17 protein-coding genes are annotated in these 21,235 nt (G+C 69.1%); 10 read left to right on the top strand and 7 right to left on the bottom strand.

Annotation, left to right across the window (positions count from 1 at the left end):
- Nucleotides 1-25 precede the first annotated feature (25 nt).
- Nucleotides 26-2,953 carry a TonB-dependent receptor gene (locus ACVOMH_RS11405; protein ID WP_481552020.1) on the top strand — a complete coding sequence of 976 codons (2,928 nt, stop codon included), beginning with the start codon at nucleotides 26-28 and terminating at the stop codon, nucleotides 2,951-2,953.
- Nucleotides 2,954-3,018: 65 nt separating this feature from the next.
- On the opposite strand, the gene ACVOMH_RS11400 is transcribed toward ACVOMH_RS11405, so the two are convergent.
- From ACVOMH_RS11400 to recC, 5 genes are all read right to left on the bottom strand, one after another.
- Nucleotides 3,019-3,465 (bottom strand): MAPEG family protein, encoded by a 447-nt coding sequence (locus tag ACVOMH_RS11400; RefSeq protein WP_481552019.1) that lies wholly within the window; start codon nucleotides 3,463-3,465, stop codon nucleotides 3,019-3,021.
- Between the two features lie 100 nt (nucleotides 3,466-3,565).
- Nucleotides 3,566-4,165, bottom strand: a complete 600-nt coding sequence (folE, locus tag ACVOMH_RS11395) for a GTP cyclohydrolase I FolE (RefSeq protein ID WP_054660942.1) — start codon at nucleotides 4,163-4,165, stop codon at nucleotides 3,566-3,568.
- Nucleotides 4,166-4,301: 136 nt separating this feature from the next.
- Nucleotides 4,302-6,236 carry an exodeoxyribonuclease V subunit alpha gene (recD, locus tag ACVOMH_RS11390; RefSeq protein WP_481552018.1) on the bottom strand — a complete coding sequence of 645 codons (1,935 nt, stop codon included), beginning with the start codon at nucleotides 6,234-6,236 and terminating at the stop codon, nucleotides 4,302-4,304.
- Nucleotides 6,233-9,880, bottom strand: a complete 3,648-nt coding sequence (locus ACVOMH_RS11385) for a UvrD-helicase domain-containing protein (RefSeq protein ID WP_481552017.1) — start codon at nucleotides 9,878-9,880, stop codon at nucleotides 6,233-6,235. The genes recD and ACVOMH_RS11385 overlap by 4 nt, the downstream gene beginning before the upstream one ends.
- On the bottom strand, nucleotides 9,877-13,236 hold the full coding sequence (gene recC / locus ACVOMH_RS11380) for an exodeoxyribonuclease V subunit gamma (RefSeq protein WP_481552016.1): 3,360 nt from the start codon (nucleotides 13,234-13,236) through the stop codon (nucleotides 9,877-9,879). The genes ACVOMH_RS11385 and recC overlap by 4 nt, the downstream gene beginning before the upstream one ends.
- A 226-nt stretch (nucleotides 13,237-13,462) precedes the next feature.
- Between recC and ACVOMH_RS11375 the strand changes: the two genes are divergently transcribed.
- The 6 genes from ACVOMH_RS11375 (at nucleotide 13,463) to ACVOMH_RS11350 (ending at nucleotide 17,591) form a co-directional block, all read left to right on the top strand.
- Entirely contained in the window at nucleotides 13,463-14,251 is a 789-nt protein-coding gene (locus ACVOMH_RS11375; protein WP_481522357.1) for an ABC transporter ATP-binding protein, read from the top strand.
- Complete coding sequence (locus tag ACVOMH_RS11370; protein WP_057506179.1) at nucleotides 14,251-15,000, top strand: MlaE family lipid ABC transporter permease subunit; 750 nt, start codon at nucleotides 14,251-14,253, stop codon at nucleotides 14,998-15,000. Before ACVOMH_RS11375 ends, ACVOMH_RS11370 begins: the two co-directional genes overlap by 1 nt.
- A gap of 100 nt (nucleotides 15,001-15,100) precedes the next feature.
- Nucleotides 15,101-15,622, top strand: a complete 522-nt coding sequence (mlaD, locus tag ACVOMH_RS11365) for an outer membrane lipid asymmetry maintenance protein MlaD (protein ID WP_054660674.1) — start codon at nucleotides 15,101-15,103, stop codon at nucleotides 15,620-15,622.
- A complete protein-coding gene (locus ACVOMH_RS11360) occupies nucleotides 15,619-16,287 on the top strand; it encodes an MlaC/ttg2D family ABC transporter substrate-binding protein (protein WP_057506180.1) in 669 nt (222 codons plus the stop codon). Before mlaD ends, ACVOMH_RS11360 begins: the two co-directional genes overlap by 4 nt.
- Nucleotides 16,277-16,585, top strand: a complete 309-nt coding sequence (locus tag ACVOMH_RS11355) for an STAS domain-containing protein (RefSeq protein ID WP_057506181.1) — start codon at nucleotides 16,277-16,279, stop codon at nucleotides 16,583-16,585. Before ACVOMH_RS11360 ends, ACVOMH_RS11355 begins: the two co-directional genes overlap by 11 nt.
- A 1-nt stretch (nucleotide 16,586) precedes the next feature.
- Nucleotides 16,587-17,591 carry an MlaA family lipoprotein gene (locus ACVOMH_RS11350; RefSeq protein WP_057506182.1) on the top strand — a complete coding sequence of 335 codons (1,005 nt, stop codon included), beginning with the start codon at nucleotides 16,587-16,589 and terminating at the stop codon, nucleotides 17,589-17,591.
- Nucleotides 17,592-17,665: 74 nt separating this feature from the next.
- Here the strand turns inward: ACVOMH_RS11350 and ACVOMH_RS11345 are convergent, their stop codons facing one another.
- Nucleotides 17,666-18,211: a glutathione peroxidase gene (locus ACVOMH_RS11345; protein ID WP_054660073.1), complete on the bottom strand. Its 546-nt coding sequence runs from the start codon at nucleotides 18,209-18,211 to the stop codon at nucleotides 17,666-17,668.
- Between the two features lie 153 nt (nucleotides 18,212-18,364).
- Nucleotides 18,365-19,936: a DNA recombination protein RmuC gene (locus tag ACVOMH_RS11340; RefSeq protein ID WP_481552015.1), complete on the bottom strand. Its 1,572-nt coding sequence runs from the start codon at nucleotides 19,934-19,936 to the stop codon at nucleotides 18,365-18,367.
- A 62-nt stretch (nucleotides 19,937-19,998) separates the two neighbouring features.
- Between ACVOMH_RS11340 and ACVOMH_RS11335 the strand changes: the two genes are divergently transcribed.
- Genes ACVOMH_RS11335 through ACVOMH_RS11325 form a run of 3 tightly spaced genes read left to right on the top strand, consistent with a single transcriptional unit; the run spans nucleotide 19,999 to nucleotide 21,227 of the window.
- A complete protein-coding gene (locus tag ACVOMH_RS11335) occupies nucleotides 19,999-20,202 on the top strand; it encodes a hypothetical protein (RefSeq protein ID WP_481552014.1) in 204 nt (67 codons plus the stop codon).
- 15 nt (nucleotides 20,203-20,217) lie between these two features.
- A complete protein-coding gene (gene leuE, locus ACVOMH_RS11330; protein ID WP_481552013.1) occupies nucleotides 20,218-20,841 on the top strand; it encodes a leucine efflux protein LeuE in 624 nt (207 codons plus the stop codon).
- A 26-nt stretch (nucleotides 20,842-20,867) separates the two neighbouring features.
- Complete coding sequence (locus ACVOMH_RS11325; protein ID WP_481552012.1) at nucleotides 20,868-21,227, top strand: DUF488 domain-containing protein; 360 nt, start codon at nucleotides 20,868-20,870, stop codon at nucleotides 21,225-21,227.
- Nucleotides 21,228-21,235: the final 8 nt, after the last annotated feature.

The following is a 21,235-nucleotide window of genomic DNA, read 5'->3' as shown; positions in this document are numbered from 1 at the left end:
GTCCGGCTATCAGAGGAGCTTCCCGATGACGTCGTTATCGTTGCGCCCGCACCGCCTGACCCACGCAGTCCGTATCTCCCTGTTGTGCCTGCTGCCCGCCGTCGCGCTCGCGCAGGAATCCCCGCCCGCCAGCCCGGCGCGCACCCTGGACGCCATCCAGGTCACCGGTACCCGCATCAAGAAGGCCGAACTGGAAACCCAGGTGCCGGTGCAGGTGCTCACCCGCGAAGCCATCGACCGCACCGGTTACAGCTCGTTGGCCGACGTGGTGCAGCACCTGACCGCCAGCGGCGCCTCGCTGAGCACCAAGCTCAACTCCAGCGGCAACTTCGGTTTCCCGCCCGATGGCGGCGGCGTCGGCGCCGGTGCGGCCACGGTGGACCTGCGCCATCTCGGTCCCAAGCGTGTACTGGTGCTGGTGGACGGCATCCGCTGGGTCAACGAGTCCTCCGGTTCCGGCGTGGGTTCCTCGGTGGATCTGAACACCATTCCGCTGGCGCTGGTGGACCGCATCGAGGTGCTCGAAGACGGCGCCTCCTCGATCTACGGCTCCGACGCGATCGCCGGGGTGGTCAACATCATCACCAAGAAGAACGCCGACGGCGGCCATGTCGAGGTGCAGTACGGCGACTACAACCTCAAGGGCGGCGACACCTCCAGCGTGGATTTCAGCTTCGGGCGCAGTGGCGAGCGCGCGCAGTGGATCGTCGGCGGCGCGTGGTTCAAGCAGAAGGAGATCTCCTCGGCCGAGTACGAATGGGCGCGCGTGCCGGTGCCCGGTACCGGTCTGGCCAACGGCAGCTCGGCCACCCCCGGCGGCCGCACCGTGTTCGCGCCGGCCGACGGCAACAACACCTATGGCGGGTTGTGTCCGCTGGCCCGCGACGCCGACGGCGTTGCCATTCCCGGCTCGGCGACCTGCAACATCACCCTGCCCAACGACGCCAGCTTTGCCGGCGGCGCCCGTTTTCCCGACGACTTCATCCGCTTCGGCACCGCCAACCGCTTCAACTTCGCCCCGTACAACCTGCTGCTGACCCCGAACGAGCGCAAATCCGTGTTCGGCCAGGTGCGCTTCGAGTTCACCCCCACGCTCAGCGGCTGGGCCCGCGGCCTGTACAGCGAGCGCGACTCGGCCAACCAGGCCGCGCCCGAACCGATCTTCCTGGGCACCGATGCCGGCGTCTACAACGAGTGGGCCGAAACGAAACTGGTGATCGCCGCCAACAACCCGTACAACCCGTTCGGTTTCGACCTGACCACGATGGGCACCAACCCCAACCTGTTCCTGCTGGGCCGGCGTCCGGTGGAGGGCGGCCCGCGCCGCTACGAGCAGGAGGTGAAAACCTGGTACGCCGCCGCCGGGCTGGACGGCACCTTCGAGGTCAACCAGCGCACCTGGAACTGGGACATCAACGCGATGACCAGTGAAAGCAAGGCCACCCAGACCAATACCGGCAGCTACAACATCAAGCACATCAACCAGGCCCTGGGCGATCCGGCCGCGTGCGCGGCCATTGCCGGCTGCGTGCCGCTGAACCTGTTCGGCGGGCCGGGCACCATCACCCCGGAGATGCTGGCGTGGATCTCGCCGATCGTGCGCGACCGCAGCAAGAACACCCTGAGCCAGGCCTCGGCCAACCTCACCGGCGAGCTGTTCGACAACTGGGCCGGCGCGGTGTCCTTCGCCGCCGGTGCCGAATGGCGCCGCTACAAGGGCGAATACCACCCCGACCCGATCACCATCGCCGGCGAGTACAACGGCGTGCCCTCGGGGGTGACCATCGGCAGCTATTCGGTGAAGGAGGCCTATGTCGAATTCGACGTGCCGCTGGCGCGCGAAGGTTTCTGGGGCAAGAGCCTGGACCTGAGCATTGCCGGGCGCTACTCGGACTACTCCACCTTCGGCGGCACCAACACCGGCAAGCTCGGCCTGCGCTGGCAGCCGGCCGATGAACTGCTGCTGCGCATGTCCTTCGCCCAGGGCTTCCGCGCCCCGTCCATCGGCGAGCTGTACGGCACGTTGAGCCGCTTTGACGCCACCATCGTCGATCCCTGCAACAACGCCGCCTCCACCACGCCCAAGTGCGTGGCCGACGGCGTGCCGCCGGGCTACGAGCAGGCCAACCCGCAGATCTCGGTGGTGACCTCGGGCAACCGCGCGCTGGAACCGGAGGAAAGCCGTTCGTTCATGGCCGGCGCGGTGTGGAGCCCGGGCTGGGCCGAGGACAGCGGCTGGGCCAGCAAGCTGGACCTGGGGGTGACCTTCTACCGCCACACCATCGACAAGGCGATCCAGGCCCCGGACGCGCAGGCGATCATGGACCGCTGCATCGACAGCCGCGATCCGGTGGCCTGCGCCAGCTACACCCGCAACGACCGCGGCCAGATCATCCGTTTCGAGGACATCCTCGCCAACCTCGGCACGATCAACACCAGCGGCTGGGATTTCAGCGCGCACTGGCTGCTGCCGGAAACCGGCTGGGGCCAGCTGGGCTTCGACTGGAAGGCGACCTGGGTGACGCGCTATGAGCTGGTCAACGAATCCGGCCAGGCCGAGCCCAAGGGCCCGGGCGTGGAGACCAATGACAGCGCGATTCCGGAGTGGAGCTCGACCCTGGCCGCCAACTGGGATTTGGGCAACTGGAACGCCAGCTGGACGCTGCGCTACATCGACCGCCTGCGCGAGAGCTGCGCCGGCGCCAACGGCTTCGACATCTGTACCGACAGCGCCAACGACCTGCACTGGCTCGGCGCCACCACCTACCACGACGCCCAGCTGAGCTGGCGCACCGACGCATGGATGAAGGGCGTGAAAGTCAGCCTCGGGGTGAACAACGTGTTCGACAAGAACCCGCCGATCTGCCTGAGCTGCACCCTCAACGGCTACGACCCGGGCACCTATGACCTGCCCGGCCGCTACACCTACGCCCGGCTCAGCCTGGATTTCTGAGTCGCCTTACCGGCAACAGAAAAGGGAGCCGCAAGGCTCCCTTTTCGTTGCACCTCCCGCGCGGCTCAGCGGGTGTGGTCGGCGTCCAGCGCGGCGTCGGCCTGCCCGGCAGTGGCGCGGATCTCATCCAGGTTCTTGCCCAGCACCGCACCGGCCAGCGCCATCAGCAGCAGCGCCAGTACCGGCAGCATCGACAGGCCGAAACCCAGCGCGCGCCCGGACGGTGCCTTCACGTAGGCGCGCCAGTAGAGGAAGCGGCCCAGCAGGTAAACCCCGCCCAGGGCCGCCACCCAGCTCGCCGGCCAGTAGCGCGCGGCCACGAACAGCGCCGGCAGCAGCATCACCATCAGTTCCAGGGTGTTCATCTGCACCCGGTAGATGCGCTCGAAGGTCTCGTTGCCACTGACCGCCGGTGCTTTCAGCCCGGTGCGGCCACGCGCGCGACCAACCAGCACGATGAAGAACAGGTACTGCAACACCACCAGCATGGCGACCAATTCGACGTAGTGCATGCACTTCTCCTGGAAACGGGGACGGACTTTGCAAGGTGTGCCGGCGGTGACGCTGCCGACACTCCCGGGCGGGGAACCCGGGGCAACCGGCAACGCCGGCTCAGCGGCGCGCCTGGCCCACTTCGATGAAACGCAGGAACTCGGCGCGGGTGCGCGCATCGTCATGGAAGCTGCCACGCATGCGCGAGGTCACCATGCTCACGCCGCGCTTGTGGATGCCGCGGGTGGTCATGCACTCGTGCGCGCCTTCCACCACCACGCCCACGCCCAGCGGCTGCAGCACATCCTGGATGCAGTCGGCGATCTGCGCGGTCATCTTCTCCTGCACCTGGAAGCGGCGCGCATAGGCCTCCACCACGCGCGCTAGCTTGGAGATGCCGACCACGCGGCCGTTGGGCACATAGCCGACATGCACGCGGCCGATGATCGGCGCCATGTGGTGCTCGCAGTGGCTTTCATACTCGATGTCGCGCAGCACGATCATCTCGTCATAGCCGGCCACTTCCTCGAAGGTCCGCGCCATGTAGGCGCGCGGGTCCTCGCGGTAGCCGCTGAACCAGTCGCCATAGGCCTCGGCCACCCGGCGCGGGGTATCCAGCAGGCCTTCACGGGTGGGATCCTCGCCGGCCCATTCCAGCAGCGTGCGCACGGCAGCTTCGGCCTGGGCCTGGGTGACGGGGGATTTGGGGGACTCGGCCATGGGGGACGGCGCCTGTATTACGGGGCCGATATGCTACCAGCCAGCTGCCGGCAGGGCACCGGCGATGGCCCGGCGCCGGGCCCGTCCCCCGCGGGCGCACGGTGCGGACACCCGGTTGCAGGCGCCGGCCGGCGGATCAGCCGGCCCCCCCTGCCGCGGCGGCCGGGGCCAGCAGCCGCCACGCCAAGCCCGAACAGCGGCTGGCATGGCGCGCCAGCGCCGCTTCGATCACCGCGGCGCTGCCGGCCAGATGCAGGCCGTGGCGGGCCCGGGTGATGCCGGTGTAGAGCAGTTCGCGCGACAGCACCCGGTTGTCGTGCCGGGGCAGCTGCAGCCAGACCTGGTCGAACTCCGAGCCCTGCGCCTTGTGCACGGTCATCGCGAACGCGCTTTCGTGGGCAGGCAAGGCGGCCGGGTGGAAACCGCGCGGATGGGCCGGGTCGTCACCGGGGAACCATGCCGTGATGCCGCCGCCGCTGCCATCGGCGAGACAGAGGCCGACATCGCCGTTGAACAGGCGGTGGCGGTAGCTGTTCTCGGTGATGAGCAGCAGCCGGCCGTGGAACCAGCCCGGGCCGGCGCCGCGGCGCGGGCCGCCGGCGAGCAGTTCCTCGATGCGCGCATTGAGCCCGCGTGCGCCCTGCGGGCCTTCGCGCACGGCCGTGAGCAGGCGCATGCGTCCGGCCAGCGCCAGCGCATCGGCCGGCGTGGTGGCGTCGGCCAGTGCCTGCCAGTACTGCTGCAGCGGCCCGCGCCACGCGCCCAGCGGGTCGAACTGGTCTTCGTGGAACCGCACGCCCGGCAGCTGGCCCTCGCGCAGCAGGGCCAGCGCCTGACCGGCCTCCCCCTGACGCATCGCCGCGGCCAGCGGCGCCAGCTGCAACGCCTCGCTCTGCCGGTAACCGCGTTGCAGCTGCACGCGGGCCCCGGCAAAGGGGCTGGCGGTGGTTTCGCACGCACCCGCCGGCAAGGTGCCCAGCAGCGGCTGCAGCGCGCCGGCAGCGGCGGCGCCGATGCGGGTGCCGTCGCCGGCCGCGCGCAGGATCGCACTGAGCACGTCGCCGGCCTCCACCGACGGCAGCTGGTCCGGATCGCCCAGCAGGATCAGCCGGGTGCCGTCGGCGATCGCCTCCACCAGCTTGGCCATCAGCGGCAGATCGATCATCGAGGCCTCATCGACCACGATCACGTCGTAAGGCAAGGGATTGTCGGTGTGGTGGCGGAAGCGCGGGGAATCGGGGATCACCCCGAGCAGGCGGTGCAAGGTGGTGCCGGTGCTGGGCAGCTGTGCGCACAGCTCGGCATCGATGCCGGCGGCGGGCAGTTGCTGCAGGGCGTGGCGCAGGCTTTCGGCCATGCGCTCGGCGGCGCGGCCGGTGGGCGCGGCCAGCGCGACGCGTGGCGCGGGCCGGCCGGCGGCCTGGGCCTGTGCGGCCAGCAGCACCAGCAACCGGGTGATGGTGGTGGTCTTGCCGGTGCCGGGGCCGCCGGTGACCAGCAGCAGCGCGTGGCGCAGCGCCATCGCCGCCGCGCGCGCCTGCAGATCGGAATGGGCCGGCAGGCGCTCGGCGGTCGGCGCGATGGCAGCCCCGAACAGATCCTGTTGCGCCGGGGCGGGGGCCGCCGTTCCGGGGAACAGCCGCGCGAACACCGGCGCCAGCGCGGCCGGATCGCCATCGGCCACCGGCGCGCGGCCGATGCGCTGCAAGCCTTCCGCCAGGCGCCGCTCGTATTCGCGATAACGGCGCAGGTACAGCAGGCCGTTTTCCCAGACCAGCGGCGCCGGTTCGGCGGCGGTCCGGTTATCCACAGGGGTGGCGACCCAGCGCGAGGCAGCCAGCTGCGCATGCCAGTCCGCCGCCGCCGGCCAGACGATGCCGGCATCCACCAGCCGCTGCGGCTGCGCCGGATCGAAACCGGCGTGGCCCTGCGCCACTGCCAGCGAGGCCAGCGCGGCGGCGGCCAGCACCGCGTCGGGCGTGTCCGGATCGAGCCGGCGCAGGCTCTGCGCCAGGGCGTGGTCGAGCGGGCGCAGCGCGCCAGCCTTGGTCAGTGCGGCCAGCAGGCTCATGCCGTGCCTCCCAGTCGTGCCAGCAACGCCGCGTGGCCCTCACGGCCCCCGGCAAACAGTTCATCCACCGCGGCCACCAGTGCCGGGGCGAAGGTATGCGCGTACATCCCGGGCGAGGACGCCCGGCCGGCATCCAGGCCACGGCAGAACAGGTAGCGGATGCCGCCGAAATCGCGGGCGTAGTCGTAACCGGCGCCGATCCGGAAGCGCAGCCAGCGGTGCAGCGCCACGGTGTAGATCAACGCCTGCAGGTCGTACTCGCTGTGGCGCATGGCCGCCTCCAGTTGCGCGGCGCTGTAATCGGGCAGCCGGTTGGACTTGTAGTCCAGCACGTACCAGCGCCCGTCGCGGACGTAGGTCAGATCGATCTTGCCGGTCATCAGCCCTTCCAGCTGGCGGCGCAGACCGAAGCCCTGGCGGCCCCGCACCACGCCATGCTGATGCAGTACCCGCAGCAGCGCAGGCACCGTGGTCGGCTGCATCGCGAAATGGAATTCGATTTCGGCGCGGCGTTCGCCCTCGCCCAGTGAATGCAGCGCGCCGCCTTCAGGCAGGGTCACGGTCAGGGTCTGGCCGATCAGCCGGGTCAGCAGGTCCACACCATCGGCGATCTCCTCGTCGACATAGCCCTCGGCACGCAGCGTTTTTTCAATGATCCCGGCCTGACCGTCCGGCGCCGGATCGGCAGGGCGCCAGTCACCCCAGGCGCCAAAGTCGACATTCTCCAGCGCGGCATGCAAGACGTTGCCGAAGCGGCTGCCGGCAAAACGCGGATCGAACACGTCCGCGGCGGTGGCCACCACGGCGCTGTCCGCCCCGCTCGCCAGCGCGTCGTCGATCGTGGCCTGCAGCGGTTCGTCGGCGGCGCCGCCAGCGTCTTCGGTGGCCGCCGCGGTGGTGTCCTGGCGGCCGTCGGCATGCGCCAGCTGGGTGAAGCTGTAGACCCACCAGTCGTGCGGCACCACGCGGCCGATCACCCGTACCGGCGGCAGCGCGGGCTCGCGTTCGGCCGGCAGCCGCGCCGGCACCGGACCGGCGGCACCGTCGACCACCGCGATATCGGCATGCGCCGGCAGCGCTTCCAGCATCGGCCCCAGCCGCGAAGACGCCAGCCCGGCCAGCGCGCCGCCACTTATCCACAACGCGTGCTCGGCGCGGGTCAACCCGACGTAGAGCAGCCGCGCGGTTTCGGCCGCGTCCTCGGCGCCGACCTGCTGGCCGATGGCCTTCCAGTCGGCATCGTCCTTGTCGATCTTCCAGTGCAGCACGCGCTGCTGCCCGTCGTGCACGGTGCGGTGGTTGCTGCTGTCCGGGGCGCTGGTGGCGATGCCGACGAACGGCAGGTACACCAGCGGGTATTCCAGGCCCTTGCTCTTGTGCAGGGTGATGATCTGCACCCGGCGCGCGTCCGACTCCAGCCGCAACAGCTGCGCCTCGTCACCCTCGTCGGCGTGGGCGATCCGGGTCTGCAGCCAGTCCAGCAGGCCGTGCAGGCCGATGCTGCGGTGACTGGCCTCCTGCAGCTGTTCGGCCAGCTGCAGGTAGTTGGTCAGCCGCCGCTCGCCATCGACCAGCGCCAGCAGGCGTTCGGCCTGTTCGGCGCACAGCTCCGACAGCAGCGCCAGCACGCCGCCGCGCTGCCAGCGCTCGCGCCACTGCGCCAGCCGCTGCTGGTGCGCGCGCTGGGCATCGCCTTCGTGTTCCATCGCCGCGATCGCCGCGGCGCTTTCGCCCAGCAGCACCGTGGCCAGCGCGGCGCGCAGGCGGCCGTCATCGGCCGGCTGCAACAGCGCCAGCAGCAGCACGCGCAGTTCATGCGCCTCGGCACTGGCGAACAGACTCTGCTTGCCCGCCGCCACCGCCGGAATACCCAGCGCCGCCAGCGCCTGCTGGATGCGCGCGGCCTCCTTGTGCGAACGCACCAGCACCGCGATATCGCCCGGCTGCACCGGTTTGCCGTCGATCAGCGCGCGCTCTTCGCGGGCGGCGCTGAGCACCTTGTGGATATCGGCCACACAGGCGGCGGTGGCCGCCTCGCGCGAGGCGTCGGCCTTGAGCGGTTTGCCGTCTTCGCCGGCCCCGATCCGGTGCACGGTCAACGCCGGCGCCGGCCGCCCGTCCAGCAGATAGTCCGCATCGCTGCGTTTGCTGCCCGGCAAAACCGGTTCGAAACGGATGCGCGGATCAAGGAAGGCCTGCTCGCCGGCGTTGTCGTACAGCGCCTGGATCGCGCGCAGCACCCCCGGGCGCGAACGGAAATTGCGGTCCAGCGGCGGGGCCAGGGCGGCCAGCGCCTTGGCCTGCAGATAGGTGTGCACATCGCCGCCGCGGAAGCCGTAGATGGCCTGCTTGGGATCGCCGATCAGGAACAGCGCGGCGTCGCCGCCGTCGCGCCCGGGTTCGGCGAACACACGGCGGAAGATGTCCCACTGGCGGGGATCGGTGTCCTGGAATTCGTCCACCAGCGCGAAGCGGTACTGCGTGCGCAGCCGCGCGGCCAGCACGTCACCGTGTTCACTCTGCAGGGCGTGGGCGACGTTGTCGATCAGATCGTCATAGGTCTGCAGCCGCCGCAGCTGCTTGAGCCGGGCCAGGCGCTGGCGCACGTCCTCGCGCAGCTGGTGCAGCAGCGCGACCGATTGTTGGCGCTGCCAGCGCGTCACCTGCGCCCGCGCCTGCAGGTAATCGGCGATCAGCGGCTGCAGGGGCGAAAGCGGCGTGCTGCCGGTCTTGGCCTTGTTGGTCTTGGCGGTAAGCACCTCCAGGGTGAGCCGCTCCAGCTTCTCGTCCAGCCCGGCGTTGGGATCCGGATGGCGGCTCCACTGCCGCAGCTGCACGAACAGCGGCTCGATCCAGTCGGACCGGTAGCTGGCTTTGTTGAGCACGCCACCGTCCAGTGCGCCGCGCAACTGCTGCAGATACGTTTCACCGTGCGCGGCGATACCGGCCGCCAGCCGCTGCACGGCGGCGTCGCGCAACGCCCGCGGGTCGTCGACCGGTGTCTGCGCAGGCGCTGGATAAAGCGGCAGGTCGGCAACCAGCGCCGGCAGGTCTTTGGCTAATGCCTCGGGACTTTTCCACAACCCCAGCAGCGCTTCGAGCTGCTCGCCCTGGCCGGCATGCAGCCGCCACAGGTCCGCGGCCAGTTCGGCATACAGCTCGCCGGTGTTGGCCAGCAGTTCCGGCGTGGCGAAACTGTGACCGCTTTCCAGCGCGTATTCGCCCAGCACCCGGGTGCAGAAGCCGTGGATGGTGAAGATCGCCGCCAGATCGGTTTCCTCGGCCGCCACGCGCAGGCGCCGGCCCAGCTGCACGTCCGTTTCGCCGCCCTGCTGCAGATGCCGGTGCAGGATGCGATGGGTAAGCAGGGTTTCCGGGCTGTCGCCCTCGCCGGGCGGTTCGCCGACCAGCCGCGCGGCCAGATCCAGCCGCTCGCGGATGCGTTTGCGCAGCTCCTGGGTGGCCGCATCGGTGAAGGTCACCGCCAGGATCTGGCCCATGCGCAGGCCCTGTTCCACCACCAGCCGGGTGAACAGCGTGGCCAGGGTGAAGGTCTTGCCGGTACCGGCGCTGGCCTCGATCAGGCGCAGGCCATCGAGCGGCAACTGCAGATAAGGGTCCTCATTGATCTGTTCCCCGTTCATGCCGCCCCTCCGTTTGCCGCGTCGTGTTCGGTGTCGAAATCCGGCAACACGCGGCCCTCGCGCAACGCGGTGAATATCAACAGGCTGTTGTGGATAAATCTGTGTGCAGTGGTTTCCGACGCGAACGGATCGGTGCCGCGCAGCGCCAGTTGCAGCGCTTCGCCCTCGCCTTCGCCCCAGCTGAAATCGGAGCGGTACCAGCGGGCGCGCGCGGCTTTTTCGCGGCCCTCGGCATCGCTGTTGTAGATCTCCCAGCCGGTGTAAGGAGCGAACAGCAGGGGTTCCTGCAATCCTTGCAGACGCAGCTGCAGCAAGGCTTTCAAGGCAGCTTTGGCCGGTTCCACCGGCAGTGCCGGCAACCCGTGGGGACCGTAGCGGGCCTCGCCATCGTCATGGAACTGCAGCAGCGGCAGCTGCGCGCCGGCGGCGTTGGCCAGCAGCCAGTCCAGCCCGCTGCGCAGCACGTAGGCCACCCCTGCGGTACCGGCCTGCAGGCGCAGCAGTCCCTGTGGATGGATTTGATCGACCCGTCCGTGCAGCTGCATGCCATCGAGTTCAACTTCGAAGCGCTGCGAGGACAACGGCGCGCCGTCGTACCACTGCGAGAACGCCTCGGCACACGGCCGGATGCGGGCCAGCAGCCGTTCGAACTGCTGTCGTCCCAGCGCCCCGGACGGCAGCTGCGCGCGCGCCCGCAGCCGCAGGTACAACCCGTTTTCCTGCCCGTCCAGCAACGCCGCCAGCACCTGCTGCTGCAACGCCGCGTGCTCGCGACCGCCGCCCGGCACCACCAGCGGCTCGATGTCCTCGCTGCGGTCGATCTCGCCGGCCAGACGCAGGCCCAGGCGCTGCTGCAGGAACTGCCCGGCCGGATCGGCGAGGAACCGGCGCAGCGCCTCCAGGGCCAGACGCTCTTCGGCGAAGGCTTGTGGCAGCGGCGCGTCGAGCGGACCCTCGATCCACGCCGGCAAGCGCTGCCGGTGGCCGCCCATGGCGCCGGCCGCGGGCCGCCACTGGCGGCGATAGCTGAAACGGCGCGGCTCCTGCGCATCGCCGAACGCGGCCGGGGCAAACGGTTGCAGCGGATGGCGCACCACCAGCTGTCTGCGCGCGGCGGCCGGATCGGCGTGATACGCGGCGGCGGCATCGACCAGTTCGCTGACCAGCACCGAGGGCTCGCGCACACTGCCATCACGCGCATCGGCACCGAGGTAGCTCAGGTAGAACACGTCCTGCGCCGAGGCGAACAACTGCAGGAACAGGAAGCGGTCGTCCTCGCGCAGCGAGCGGTCGCCGTGGCGCCGGCGCTGCGTGCCCAGTTCGGCGGTCAACCGGCTCAGGCCGGCGGCCGGGTCACGCCGTGGGAAATCGCCATCATTCAGGCCCAGCACGCAGATCACCCGGAACGGCAGCAGCCGCATCGGCACCATGCGGCCGAAGCTGATGCCCCCGGTGAGCAGCGGGGCGCGGGTATCGGCCTCGGACAGCACCGCGGCAAAATGCGCGCGCACCACTTCCGCCGGCACCGGCGCGGCGAACCCGGCCTTTTCGGCTTCCTCGGCGAATTCGTTGATCAGCTTGCGCAGCCGTTCCAGCGCGCGCAGCGCGGCCGGTTCGGTGGGTGTTTCGGGCAGCAGCGCGGCCAGCAGACCGAGCAGGCGCTCGCGCCATTGCGACGGGCTCAGCGCTTCGGCCAGGGTCTTCTGGTGCCGCGCCAGCACCCGCAGCAGCCGTACCAGCGCATCCAGCGCGGCCAGCGCGCCGCCTTCCAGCTCCGGCCAGGGCGCGACCCCGGCGATGTCCTGGTCGCTGCCGCTGGCATAGCCCAGCAGCAACCGGTCCAGCGCGAACTGCCAGGTGTAGGCGTCATCGGCCGGGGCCAGATGCTGCTGGCGATGTGCGGCATCCAGCCCCCAGCGCGCGCCGGCGGCCTGCAGCCAGCCGTGCAGGCGCTCGAACGCGGCCGCATCCAGCCCGGCGGCAGTGGCCAGCGGCGCACTTTGCAGCAGGTCCAGGATCTCGTTCAGGCCGAAGCGCGACACTGGCAACCCCAACAGCTGCACGAACACCTCGGCCAGCGGCTCGCCCTGCAGCGGACTGGCATCGGCCAGCGCCCACGGCAGGTGTTCCTCGCCGCCACGGCCGCCGAACACCGATTCCAGGTACGGCACATAGGGATCGATATCCGGCGCCAGCACCGCGATTTCGCGCGGCTGCAGCGGTGGATCAAAGCGCGCATCGTCCAGCAGCGCGCGCAGCTGGTCGTGCAGCACCTGCATCTCGCGCAGGCGGGTGTGGCAGGCGTGGACCTGCAGGCTGGGGTCGTCCAGCCGCAGCGCCGGCAACAACGGGGACGAGGGCAGCGCGCGGCGGTGGAACAGGTCGGCCTGCAGCCGCTGCAGCAGGCTGTCGGCCAGCCCGCCGTCATCCAGCCCGGCGCCGGGTTCGTCTTCCGGGTCGACATAGGCGGCGATCTCGCCGGTCGGGTGCACCACTTCATAGCTGCCCAGCACCGCCATGAAATCGCGGCCGGCCGCGCCCCAGGCCTGCAGCAACGGGTTCTCGCCGGCGGCGCTGCCGAAGGGATCGTCCAGGCCGCTGCGCAACTTCTCGGCCAGCGTCTGCAGATCGCCCCAGTACGACTGGGTGGGCGTGGGCATATAGAAATGCAGCGTACCGACCCGCGCCTGGGTGGCGATCACCCGCAACACGTCGGGCGAGACGTTGAGCGTGGCAAAGGCGAACAGCCGCCCCGGCAGGCCCTGCGGCAACGGCTGCCCGGCACCTTCGAAGCGGGCCAGGTAGTCGTTGATGCGGCGCGCGCGATAGTGCTGGCCGGCGGCGATATGCCGCCACAGGATCGCCTGCGGATCATCCGGCTCGGCACCGTCTTCCCAGCGCAGCAGCCAGTCACGGCGCCAGGCCTGGTACTTCTCGAACACGCTGCCCAGCTCGGCGGCCAGCGCCCACGGCCGCAGGGGATCGCCATGCTCAAGGTAGGAATACAACCCGGCCAGCGCCGGATTTTGCATCACCGCCGGGTCAGTCAATGCCGCATACAGACGCCAGTGCAATCCGACCGCGCCCAGGTCATCACGTTCGCCGGCGACATTGGCCTTGAGCGCCCTGGCGACGAACTCGCCGGGGGTCAGGAACTCCAGGTTGGCGGCGATGCCGTATTCGGCGGCCAGTGTGGACTGCAGCCAACGGCGCATCGCCACCTGCGGGATCAGCACGGTATCGGCCGCCAGCAGCGGCTGCCCCGGCGCCGGTTCGCGCAGGGCGTGGGCCAGCAGCGAGGCCAGCACATCAAGCGAATTGGAGTGGTACAGGCGGAAGTCGGGCGCGTCGGTCATCACACCATCTTGCCGCAGCCATATCGCAGGCGGCGAGATCCGCCACGCCGGTACACAGCCGCGGCGCCCGTGCACCCTCATCGTCCGCACACACTGTTGCCGTTACGGCGTGGACCCGGCCGCGCGCAACCGGAGCCGGCGATGCGACAATACTGCACGGCCCAGTACGCTTTTGTTCAGGTGTCTCTGGCAATTCTGCAACGTTGTTTTTCCGTTAAAGGCCACCATGCCCGCTTCCCGGACACCCCTGGTGCAGTTGTCCAACGTGCGCATCGACCGCGGCGGGCGCACGATCCTGCGCGATGTTTCGCTGCAGGTGCCGCGCGGCAGCATCACCGCCGTGCTCGGCCCTTCGGGCAGCGGCAAGTCGACGATGCTGGCGGCACTGACCGGTGAACTGCGGCCGGTAGCCGGCAGCGTGCGCCTGTTCGGGCAGGACCTGCCACAGGGCAGCCGCGCACTGCTGGAGATGCGCAAGAACATCGGCGTGCTGCTGCAGGGCAACGGCCTGCTGACCGACCTGAGCGTGGCCGAGAACGTGGCCCTGCCGCTGCGCGCGCATACCCGTCTGCCCGAGCCGGTGCTGCGCCGCCTGGTGGAGATGAAACTGCACGCGGTGGGCCTGCTGGCCGCCGCCGACGCCTGGCCGCGCGAGCTGTCCGGCGGCATGGCCCGGCGCGTGGCGCTGGCCCGCGCGCTGGCGCTGGACCCGCCGCTGATGATCTACGACGAGCCGCTGACCGGGCTGGACCCGATCGCCTCGGGGGTGATCATGAGCCTGATCCAGCGCCTGAACGACAATCTGGGCCTGACCAGCATCATCGTCAGCCACCACGTCCACGAAACCCTGCCGATCTGCGACCAGGCGGTGGTGATCGCCAATGGCGGCATCGTGTTCTCCGGCACCCCGGACGCGCTGCAGGCCAGCGCCGATCCGCTGGTGCGGCAGTTCCTGCATGGCCAGCCGGATGGCCCGATCCCGTTCGATGCCGCCCCGCGCGCGAGGACTGCCTGATGCCGTTTGTTGCCTCGATCCGTTCGCTCGGCCGCGCCGGCCTGTTCTCGCTGACCGTGCTGCGCGGCTCGCTGCCGACCCGCGACTTCCTGGCCGAGCTGACCCGCGAGGTCTACAAGATCGGCGCGCGCTCGCTGCCGATCATCGCCGTGGGTGGCGCCTTCGTCGGCCTGGTGCTGACCCTGCAGGGCTACCGCACGCTGACCACCTTCGGCGCGGCCGATGCGCTGTCCACCCTGCTGGGCCTGTCGCTGTACCGCGAGCTGGCGCCGGTGCTGACCGCGCTGCTGTTCATCGGCCGCGCCGGCAGCTCGATCGCCGCCGAACTGGGGCTGATGCGTGCCACCGACCAGATCAAGGCGCTGGAGCTGATGGCCATCGATCCGATCGCCAAGGCGGTGGCGCCACGCTTCTGGGCGGCGGTGCTGACCGTGCCGCTGCTGACCGGCATCTTCTGCTCGCTGGCCATCGCCGGCGGCTGGTTCGAAGCGGTGCACATCCTGGGCCAGGACAACGGCACGTTCTGGTCGGGGCTGCGCGGCAGTGTCGATTTCTGGGACGACTTCGTCGTGGCCCTGCTCAAGTCGGCGATCTTCGGTGGCACCGCGGCGCTGGTGGCGGCCTACGTGGGCTTCCACGCCGAGCCGACCATCGAAGGCACCTCGGTGGCCACCACCCGCGCGGTGGTCAATGCCTCGCTGCTGGTGCTGATGTTCAATTTCGTGCTGTCGGCGCTGCTGTTTCAATAACGCGAGTCCCTCGCAAAAACCTGCACGTCCATCTGCAGGATCAAACGAACAACCCGCTTCGCGCTGCGAAGCATCTGCTGGATCAGGAGTGAGATAACCAATGGCCATCCGTGGACCCAGACTTGAATTTTCCGTCGGCGCCTTCCTGCTGCTGGCGCTGGCCTCGCTGCTGGTGCTGGCGGTGGCCTCGACCAACCAGCGCTTCGGCCTGGGTGGCGGCGACTACGTGCTGAAGGCGCGTTTCAGCCAGATCGGCCAGCTGCGCGCGCAGGCGCCAGTGAAGGTCGGCGGGGTGACCATCGGCCAAGTGGCTGATATTCAGCTCGATCCGGTTAAATACGATTCCATCGTCACCCTGGCGCTGGACAGCAAGTTCAAGGATCTGCCCGCCGATACCTCGGCCGGTATTTTCACCAGCGGCCTGCTGGGCGAAAGCTATATCGGCCTGCAGCCGGGCGGTGATCCGGACGTGCTCAAGTCCGGCGACGAGATCGTCTTCACCCAGCCGGCGGTGGACCTGATCCAGCTGGTCGGCAAATACATGTTCAGTGGCGGCGGGACGACCGCCGGCGACAACGACTCCACCGGCGCCGACGCGCCTGCAACGGAACCGCAACAATGAAAGTGAAACTGCTGACCGCCCTTCTCGCTTCGGCCCTGCTGGCCAGCGCACCGTCGCTGCTGATGGCGCAGGCGCGTCCGGCCGCCACCGCCGCCCAGCCCAGCGCCGCCGGCCGTACCGTGCTGGACGCGAGCACCCGCATCCTCACCACGCTGGAAACGCGGCGCAGCGAGTTCCGCACCAACCCGGCGGCGCTGCGCAGCTTCATCGATGGCGAGCTGAGCCGCGGTTTCGACCGTGACTACGCCGCGCGGCTGGTGCTGGGCGTACATGGCCGCGGCGCCGCCGATGCCGATGTGAAGCTGTTCGCCGATGCGATGGCCGACAACCTGATGGCGCGCTACGGCTCGACCCTGCTGGATATCCAGGGCAAGCCCAGCTTCCGCTACAAGAGCGAAACCGCGCTGCCGGGCGGCCGCGGCGTCAAGGTCTCCACCGAGCTGGTGCGCGCCGGCAGCGAGCCGACCCCGGTCGAATACCTTATGCGCAACGTCAACGGCCAGTGGAAGATCTTCGACGTGATGATCGAAGGCATCTCCTACGTGCAGACCTTCAAGAACCAGTTCGACACCCCGCTGCGGCAGAAGTCGATCAAGCAGGTCGCCGCCGATCTGCGCAGCGGCAACATGCAGCCCGCGACAGGACCGACTCCCCGTGGCAAGTGACGCCACCTGCCGCATCGAGAATGGCACGCTGCACCTGGCGGGCGCGCTCGACCGCGCCGCGGTGGTGGAGCTGTGGCCCCAGCTGGCGCGCGCGCTGGGCCCGCTGCGCCAGCTGGATCTGCAAGCGGTGGAACGCGTCGACAGCGCCGGGCTGGCGCTGCTGGGCGAGATCGCCGCGCGCCTGCGCGCCAACGGCGGAGGTGCCATAACCGGCACGCCGCCCGGACTGGACGAACTGCGCGCCGCCTACCGGCTGCTGCCGGACCTGGATTTCAACGCCTCCCCGGCTGGACGCTGATATGAGCCTGTTACGCACACTCCCCCTGCTGGCCTGCGTGGCCGTGCTTGCCGCCTGTGCCGGCAAACCGGTCCGCGATGCCGGACCGGCAGACCGCCTGGTCTCCCCGGCTGCGACCCCGGAGGTCGCGATCGTGCCGGTACCCGGCGCGCAGACCGCAGACACCGCACCGGCGTCGCCCGCTCCCGCCCCCTCCCCGGTGGTGGCGGACACCGGTACCGGCCAGACCGCCGCCCCTACCGATGCCGAGGACGATTTCGCGGCGCTGTACGGTGGTCCTGCTCCCGGTGCGCCGGCCGAGTCCGGGGCGGGCGGCAACGCCCGCTCCAGCTACGACCCGTGGGAGAAGTACAACCGCAAGGTGCACCACTTCAACATGGTGGTGGACCGTGCGGTGGCGCGGCCGATCGCCACCGCCTACGTCAACGTGGTGCCCCGTTTCGCGCGCACCGGCGTGACCAATTTCTTCAGCAACCTGCGCTCGCCGCTGACCCTGGTCAACCAGCTGCTGCAGGGTCACCCGGACGATGCCTGGGACACGCTGGGCCGCTTCTTGATGAACTCCACTTTCGGCATCGGCGGTCTGTTCGATCCGGCCAGCAAGGCGATGGTGCCGCGCCGCAGCGAGGATTTCGGCCAGACCCTGGGGGCCTGGGGCTGGCGTGGCTCACGCTATGTGGAGCTGCCGTTCTTCGGTCCGCGCACCGTGCGCGACGTGTTCGGCATGGCCGGCGATATTCCCCTCTCACCGGTGCGCACGATCGAGTCGGACAAGGTCCGCATCGGCCTGCAGGGCCTGCAGCTGGTGGACATGCGCGTTCAGTTGATGGCGGTGGACGCGCTGCGCGATACCGCGGTGGACGAGTACGCCCTTACCCGCGATGCGTGGCTGCAACGCCGCAACTACCAGATCGAGAAGGATCTGCGTGGTGCCCGTCAGCGCGATGACGAAGAGCAGCCGACCATCCCGGTCGACGCCATGCCGATGCCCGACTGGGGCAACTGACCGGCAACGCCAGAACAAAAAAAGCCCGGTATTCCCGGGCTTTTTTTGTTCTTTTTGCCGAAGCCGCGGCCTGATCAGGCCGCCAGGGCCGCGTCGATGGCCTGGCGCAGGCCGGCATCATCGGCGGCGGTATCCGGCGCGAAGCGGCCGATCACCTTGCCGTCCTTGCCGATCAGGAACTTCTCGAAGTTCCACAGGATGCCCGGTGCCGGGTTGGGTTCGATATTGAAGCCGAGCAGCTTCTCGCGCATCGGGCCTTCGCCGGTCGCCACCGGCTGGGCCGCGATGAGCTGACGGTACAGCGGATGCACGTCGGCACCGGCGACGTTGATCTTGGCGAACATCGGAAAACTCACGTCATAGGTCAGCGCGCAGAACTGCTTGATCTCCTCCTCGCTGCCCGGCTCCTGCCCGTTGAAGTTGTTGGCCGGGAAACCCAGCACTTCCAGTCCGGCGTCCTTCTTTTCGCGATAGAGCTTTTCCAGGCCTTCGTACTGCGGGGTCAGGCCGCACTTGGAGGCGGTATTGACCACCAGCAGCACCTTGCCGCGGTAGTCGCCCAGCGAGGCCGGAGCGCCGTCGATGGTGGTCAGCGGGATGTCATACACGGAAGCGGTCATAGCGGTTCCTGATCGGGAGGGGAGCGCAAGCATAGATCGGCAACCGGTCCGTTGCGTGCCGCTGGTATCAACACTCTGTTTTTCATTTTCATCACCGCCGCCCCCGGATGGCCCGGGCCGCCTCAATGTGACCGGGCTGTGCACAACAGCTACTCAGTCAGCAGATTGGTCGGCATCGTCAGCCAGACTGCGGATGGTGTCTGGCTGCAGTTCCGGTGGCAGTGCCTTCTTGGCCTTGGCGCCCAGTTCGGCCAGGCGCCGTGCGCGGTTGGACAGTGATTGCGGAGAATCGGTGAGCCGGTTGCGTGCCTTGGCGAAGGACTGATTGGCCTCGTCCAGTTTTTTGCCCACCGCGTCGAAATCGGCCAGGAAGGCGACCATCGCATCCAACACCTTGCCGCCGGTATCGCTGATTTCCAGTGCCTGCCGCTGGACCTTGTCGCGCGTCCACAGGCGTTCGGTTACCCGCAGCAGCGCCATCAAGGTGTTGGGTGAAGCAAACACCACACGGCGGTCGAAGGCGAAGGATTGCAGATCCATATCCGCACCCAGTGCCGCAGACAGCGCGCCCTCGATCGGAACGAAGGCGATGGTCACATCCAGCGCATCACCGCCCAGCGCTTTGGGGTAGTTCTTGTCGCCCAGATCCTTGACGTGCTGGCGCAGCGCCACGGCGTGGCGACGCAACGCATCTTCCTGCTGCTCCGGAGAGCCTGAGTTCATCGCTTCCTGCCATGCGATCAGGTTGACCTTGCTGTCGATCACGACACTGCGCTGGTCCGGAAAACGCACCACCACGTCCGGGCGCAAGCTGTCGCCATCGTCATTGGTGACGTGGGCTTGCCGCTCGTAGTGCACGCCTTCTTCCAGTCCAGAACCACGCAGCACGTTGTCGAGCATCAGCTCGCCCCAGTCGCCGCGTACCTTGGCGCTGCCCTTGAGCGCGCTGGTGAGCGCGGCGGCCTGCTGTGCCATGTCCTGGTTCAGGGTCTTGAGCTCGCCCACCGCACCGAGCAGGCTGGCGCGTTCACGGGCTTCGTCGTTGTACAGCGTGTCCACACGCTGGCGGAATTCGCTGAGTTTTTCCGAGAACGGCTTGAGCATGGCTTCAAGGTCAACGCGCGATTGTCCCGTGGCCACACGCACGTTCTTTTCAAACTGCTGACCGCGCTCCTCGAACACCTTGCCGGCCAGTTCAGTGAACGCGCTGGAGAGGTTTTCCTTTGCCGAACCCACCCAGCTACGCAGTTCCTCCTGTGCCTGGCGCGCATGCAGCAGCTCGGCATGCAGGCGCGAGTTTTCGGTTTGTACTTTCTGCAGCACATCGCGTTGCCGCTCCGCAGCGGCCATCAGCTCCACGCTTTGGCCACGTGCATCGGCAAGCGCCTGATCGCGCTCGAACAACTTGGCCTCCAGCTCCGCCACCGTCGCCGCTTCGCGCTCGATGCGTTGGCTCAACCCCGACAGCGAGCGTTGCTGCTCGGCCTGTTGGCTGCGTTCGTGCTCAAGCTCTGCGACCAACGACTCCAGGCGGCCCCGCAGCTGCCCCGCTTCCACCGCGGCGGCGGTCGTGCGTTGGCGTTGGCCATCCAGTTCGCGATTGAGTGCCTCCGTTTGTCCCGCACCGCCAGTACGACGGAACAGGAACACCAGAAGGACGATGACGGCGACCAGCAGGCTGGCCAGGATCAGGGTTTCAGTATGCATGGCGGAAAGTGTAGCCATCCCGGTCTCAGCAGCTGCGCCGCATCTGCGATCATGTGCGCCCCCACCCGTTGTCCTCCGCCATGAAGCCGCTGTCGCTGCTGTTGTCCCGCCTGTTGGCCATGCGGCCGTTCACCGCCACAGCCGCCTGCTCGCAAACCGCCACCGCGCCGGTTCCGGGGGGCTACTGGCGCACGGGCAAGCTGGACATCACCGGCGACCGCGACGACGTGCCGGCGCTGGTCGGCGCGCTCGGGCAGCGTCTGGCCCAGCAGCGCGCGCGCTGAGCCCGGAGTCCCCCCATGCCGTGGATGGGTATCAACGATCTGGGCACCTTCGTGGTGGCCGTCATCCTGTTTCTGATGCTGCCGGGCCCGGGCACCTTCACCCTGCTCACCGCCACCGCGCGCGGCGGCGTGCGTGCCGGCTATGCGACGCTGGCCGGGCTGATGCTGGGCGACCAGATCCTGATCGCGATCGCCGCTACCGGCGTGGCCGCGCTGCTGCAGGCCCACCCGCTGCTGTTCGCCGGCCTGCGCTATGTCGGCGCGGGCTATCTGGTGTGGGTCGGCGCCCAACTGCTGCGCGAGCCGGCCCCCCCCGATAGCGCCAGCCCGGCCCAACACGGCCGCCGCTGGTTCCGCCAGGCGCTCCTGGTCGGCGTGCTGAACCCGAAGGCGATCCTGTTCTACATGGCGTTCTTCCCGCTTTTCATCGACCCGGCGCGGCAGCGCGGCGCCCTGACGCTGGCAACCATGGCGCTGCTGATCGCGCTGCTGAGCATCGGCTGGTGCTCGGTGCTGATCTTCGGCGGCCAGTTCATCGCCCGGCGGCTGGCCGGCTACCCGCGGGTGGGCGTGTGGCTGCGCCGCGCGGTCGGCGTATGCTTGATCGGGTTCGGGGTGCGGCTGGGTCTGGAAGGCTGAAACGCTCCGGCGCTGCGGAGGTCGGCATGCTCATCCATTGCAAACGCGCCTATGAACCGGCCACGGCCGACGATGGCCAGCGCTTCCTGGTCGACCGCCTGTGGCCGCGCGGGGTCAGCCGCGAACGGCTGCAGGCGACCTGGCTGAAGGAGGTCGCGCCCAGCGATGAACTGCGCCAGTGGTTCGACCACCGCGCCGAGCATTGGGATGCGTTCCGCCGGCGCTACTGGCAGGAACTGGCCGCGCAGCCACAGCGGCTGGCACCGCTGCGCGATGCGCTCGATGCCGGCCCGGTGACGCTGGTGTTCGGCGCACGCGATGAGCAGCACAACCAGGCGGTGGCACTGCGCCACTACCTGCTGGCCCACCCGCGCCGGAGCGCCTGACGGCCCCG

It is taken from the genome of Stenotrophomonas sp. STEN013 (assembly GCF_056760355.1).
The sequence above is the reverse complement of the archived record's forward strand: the minus strand, read 5'-3'. Positions and strand labels throughout refer to the sequence as shown.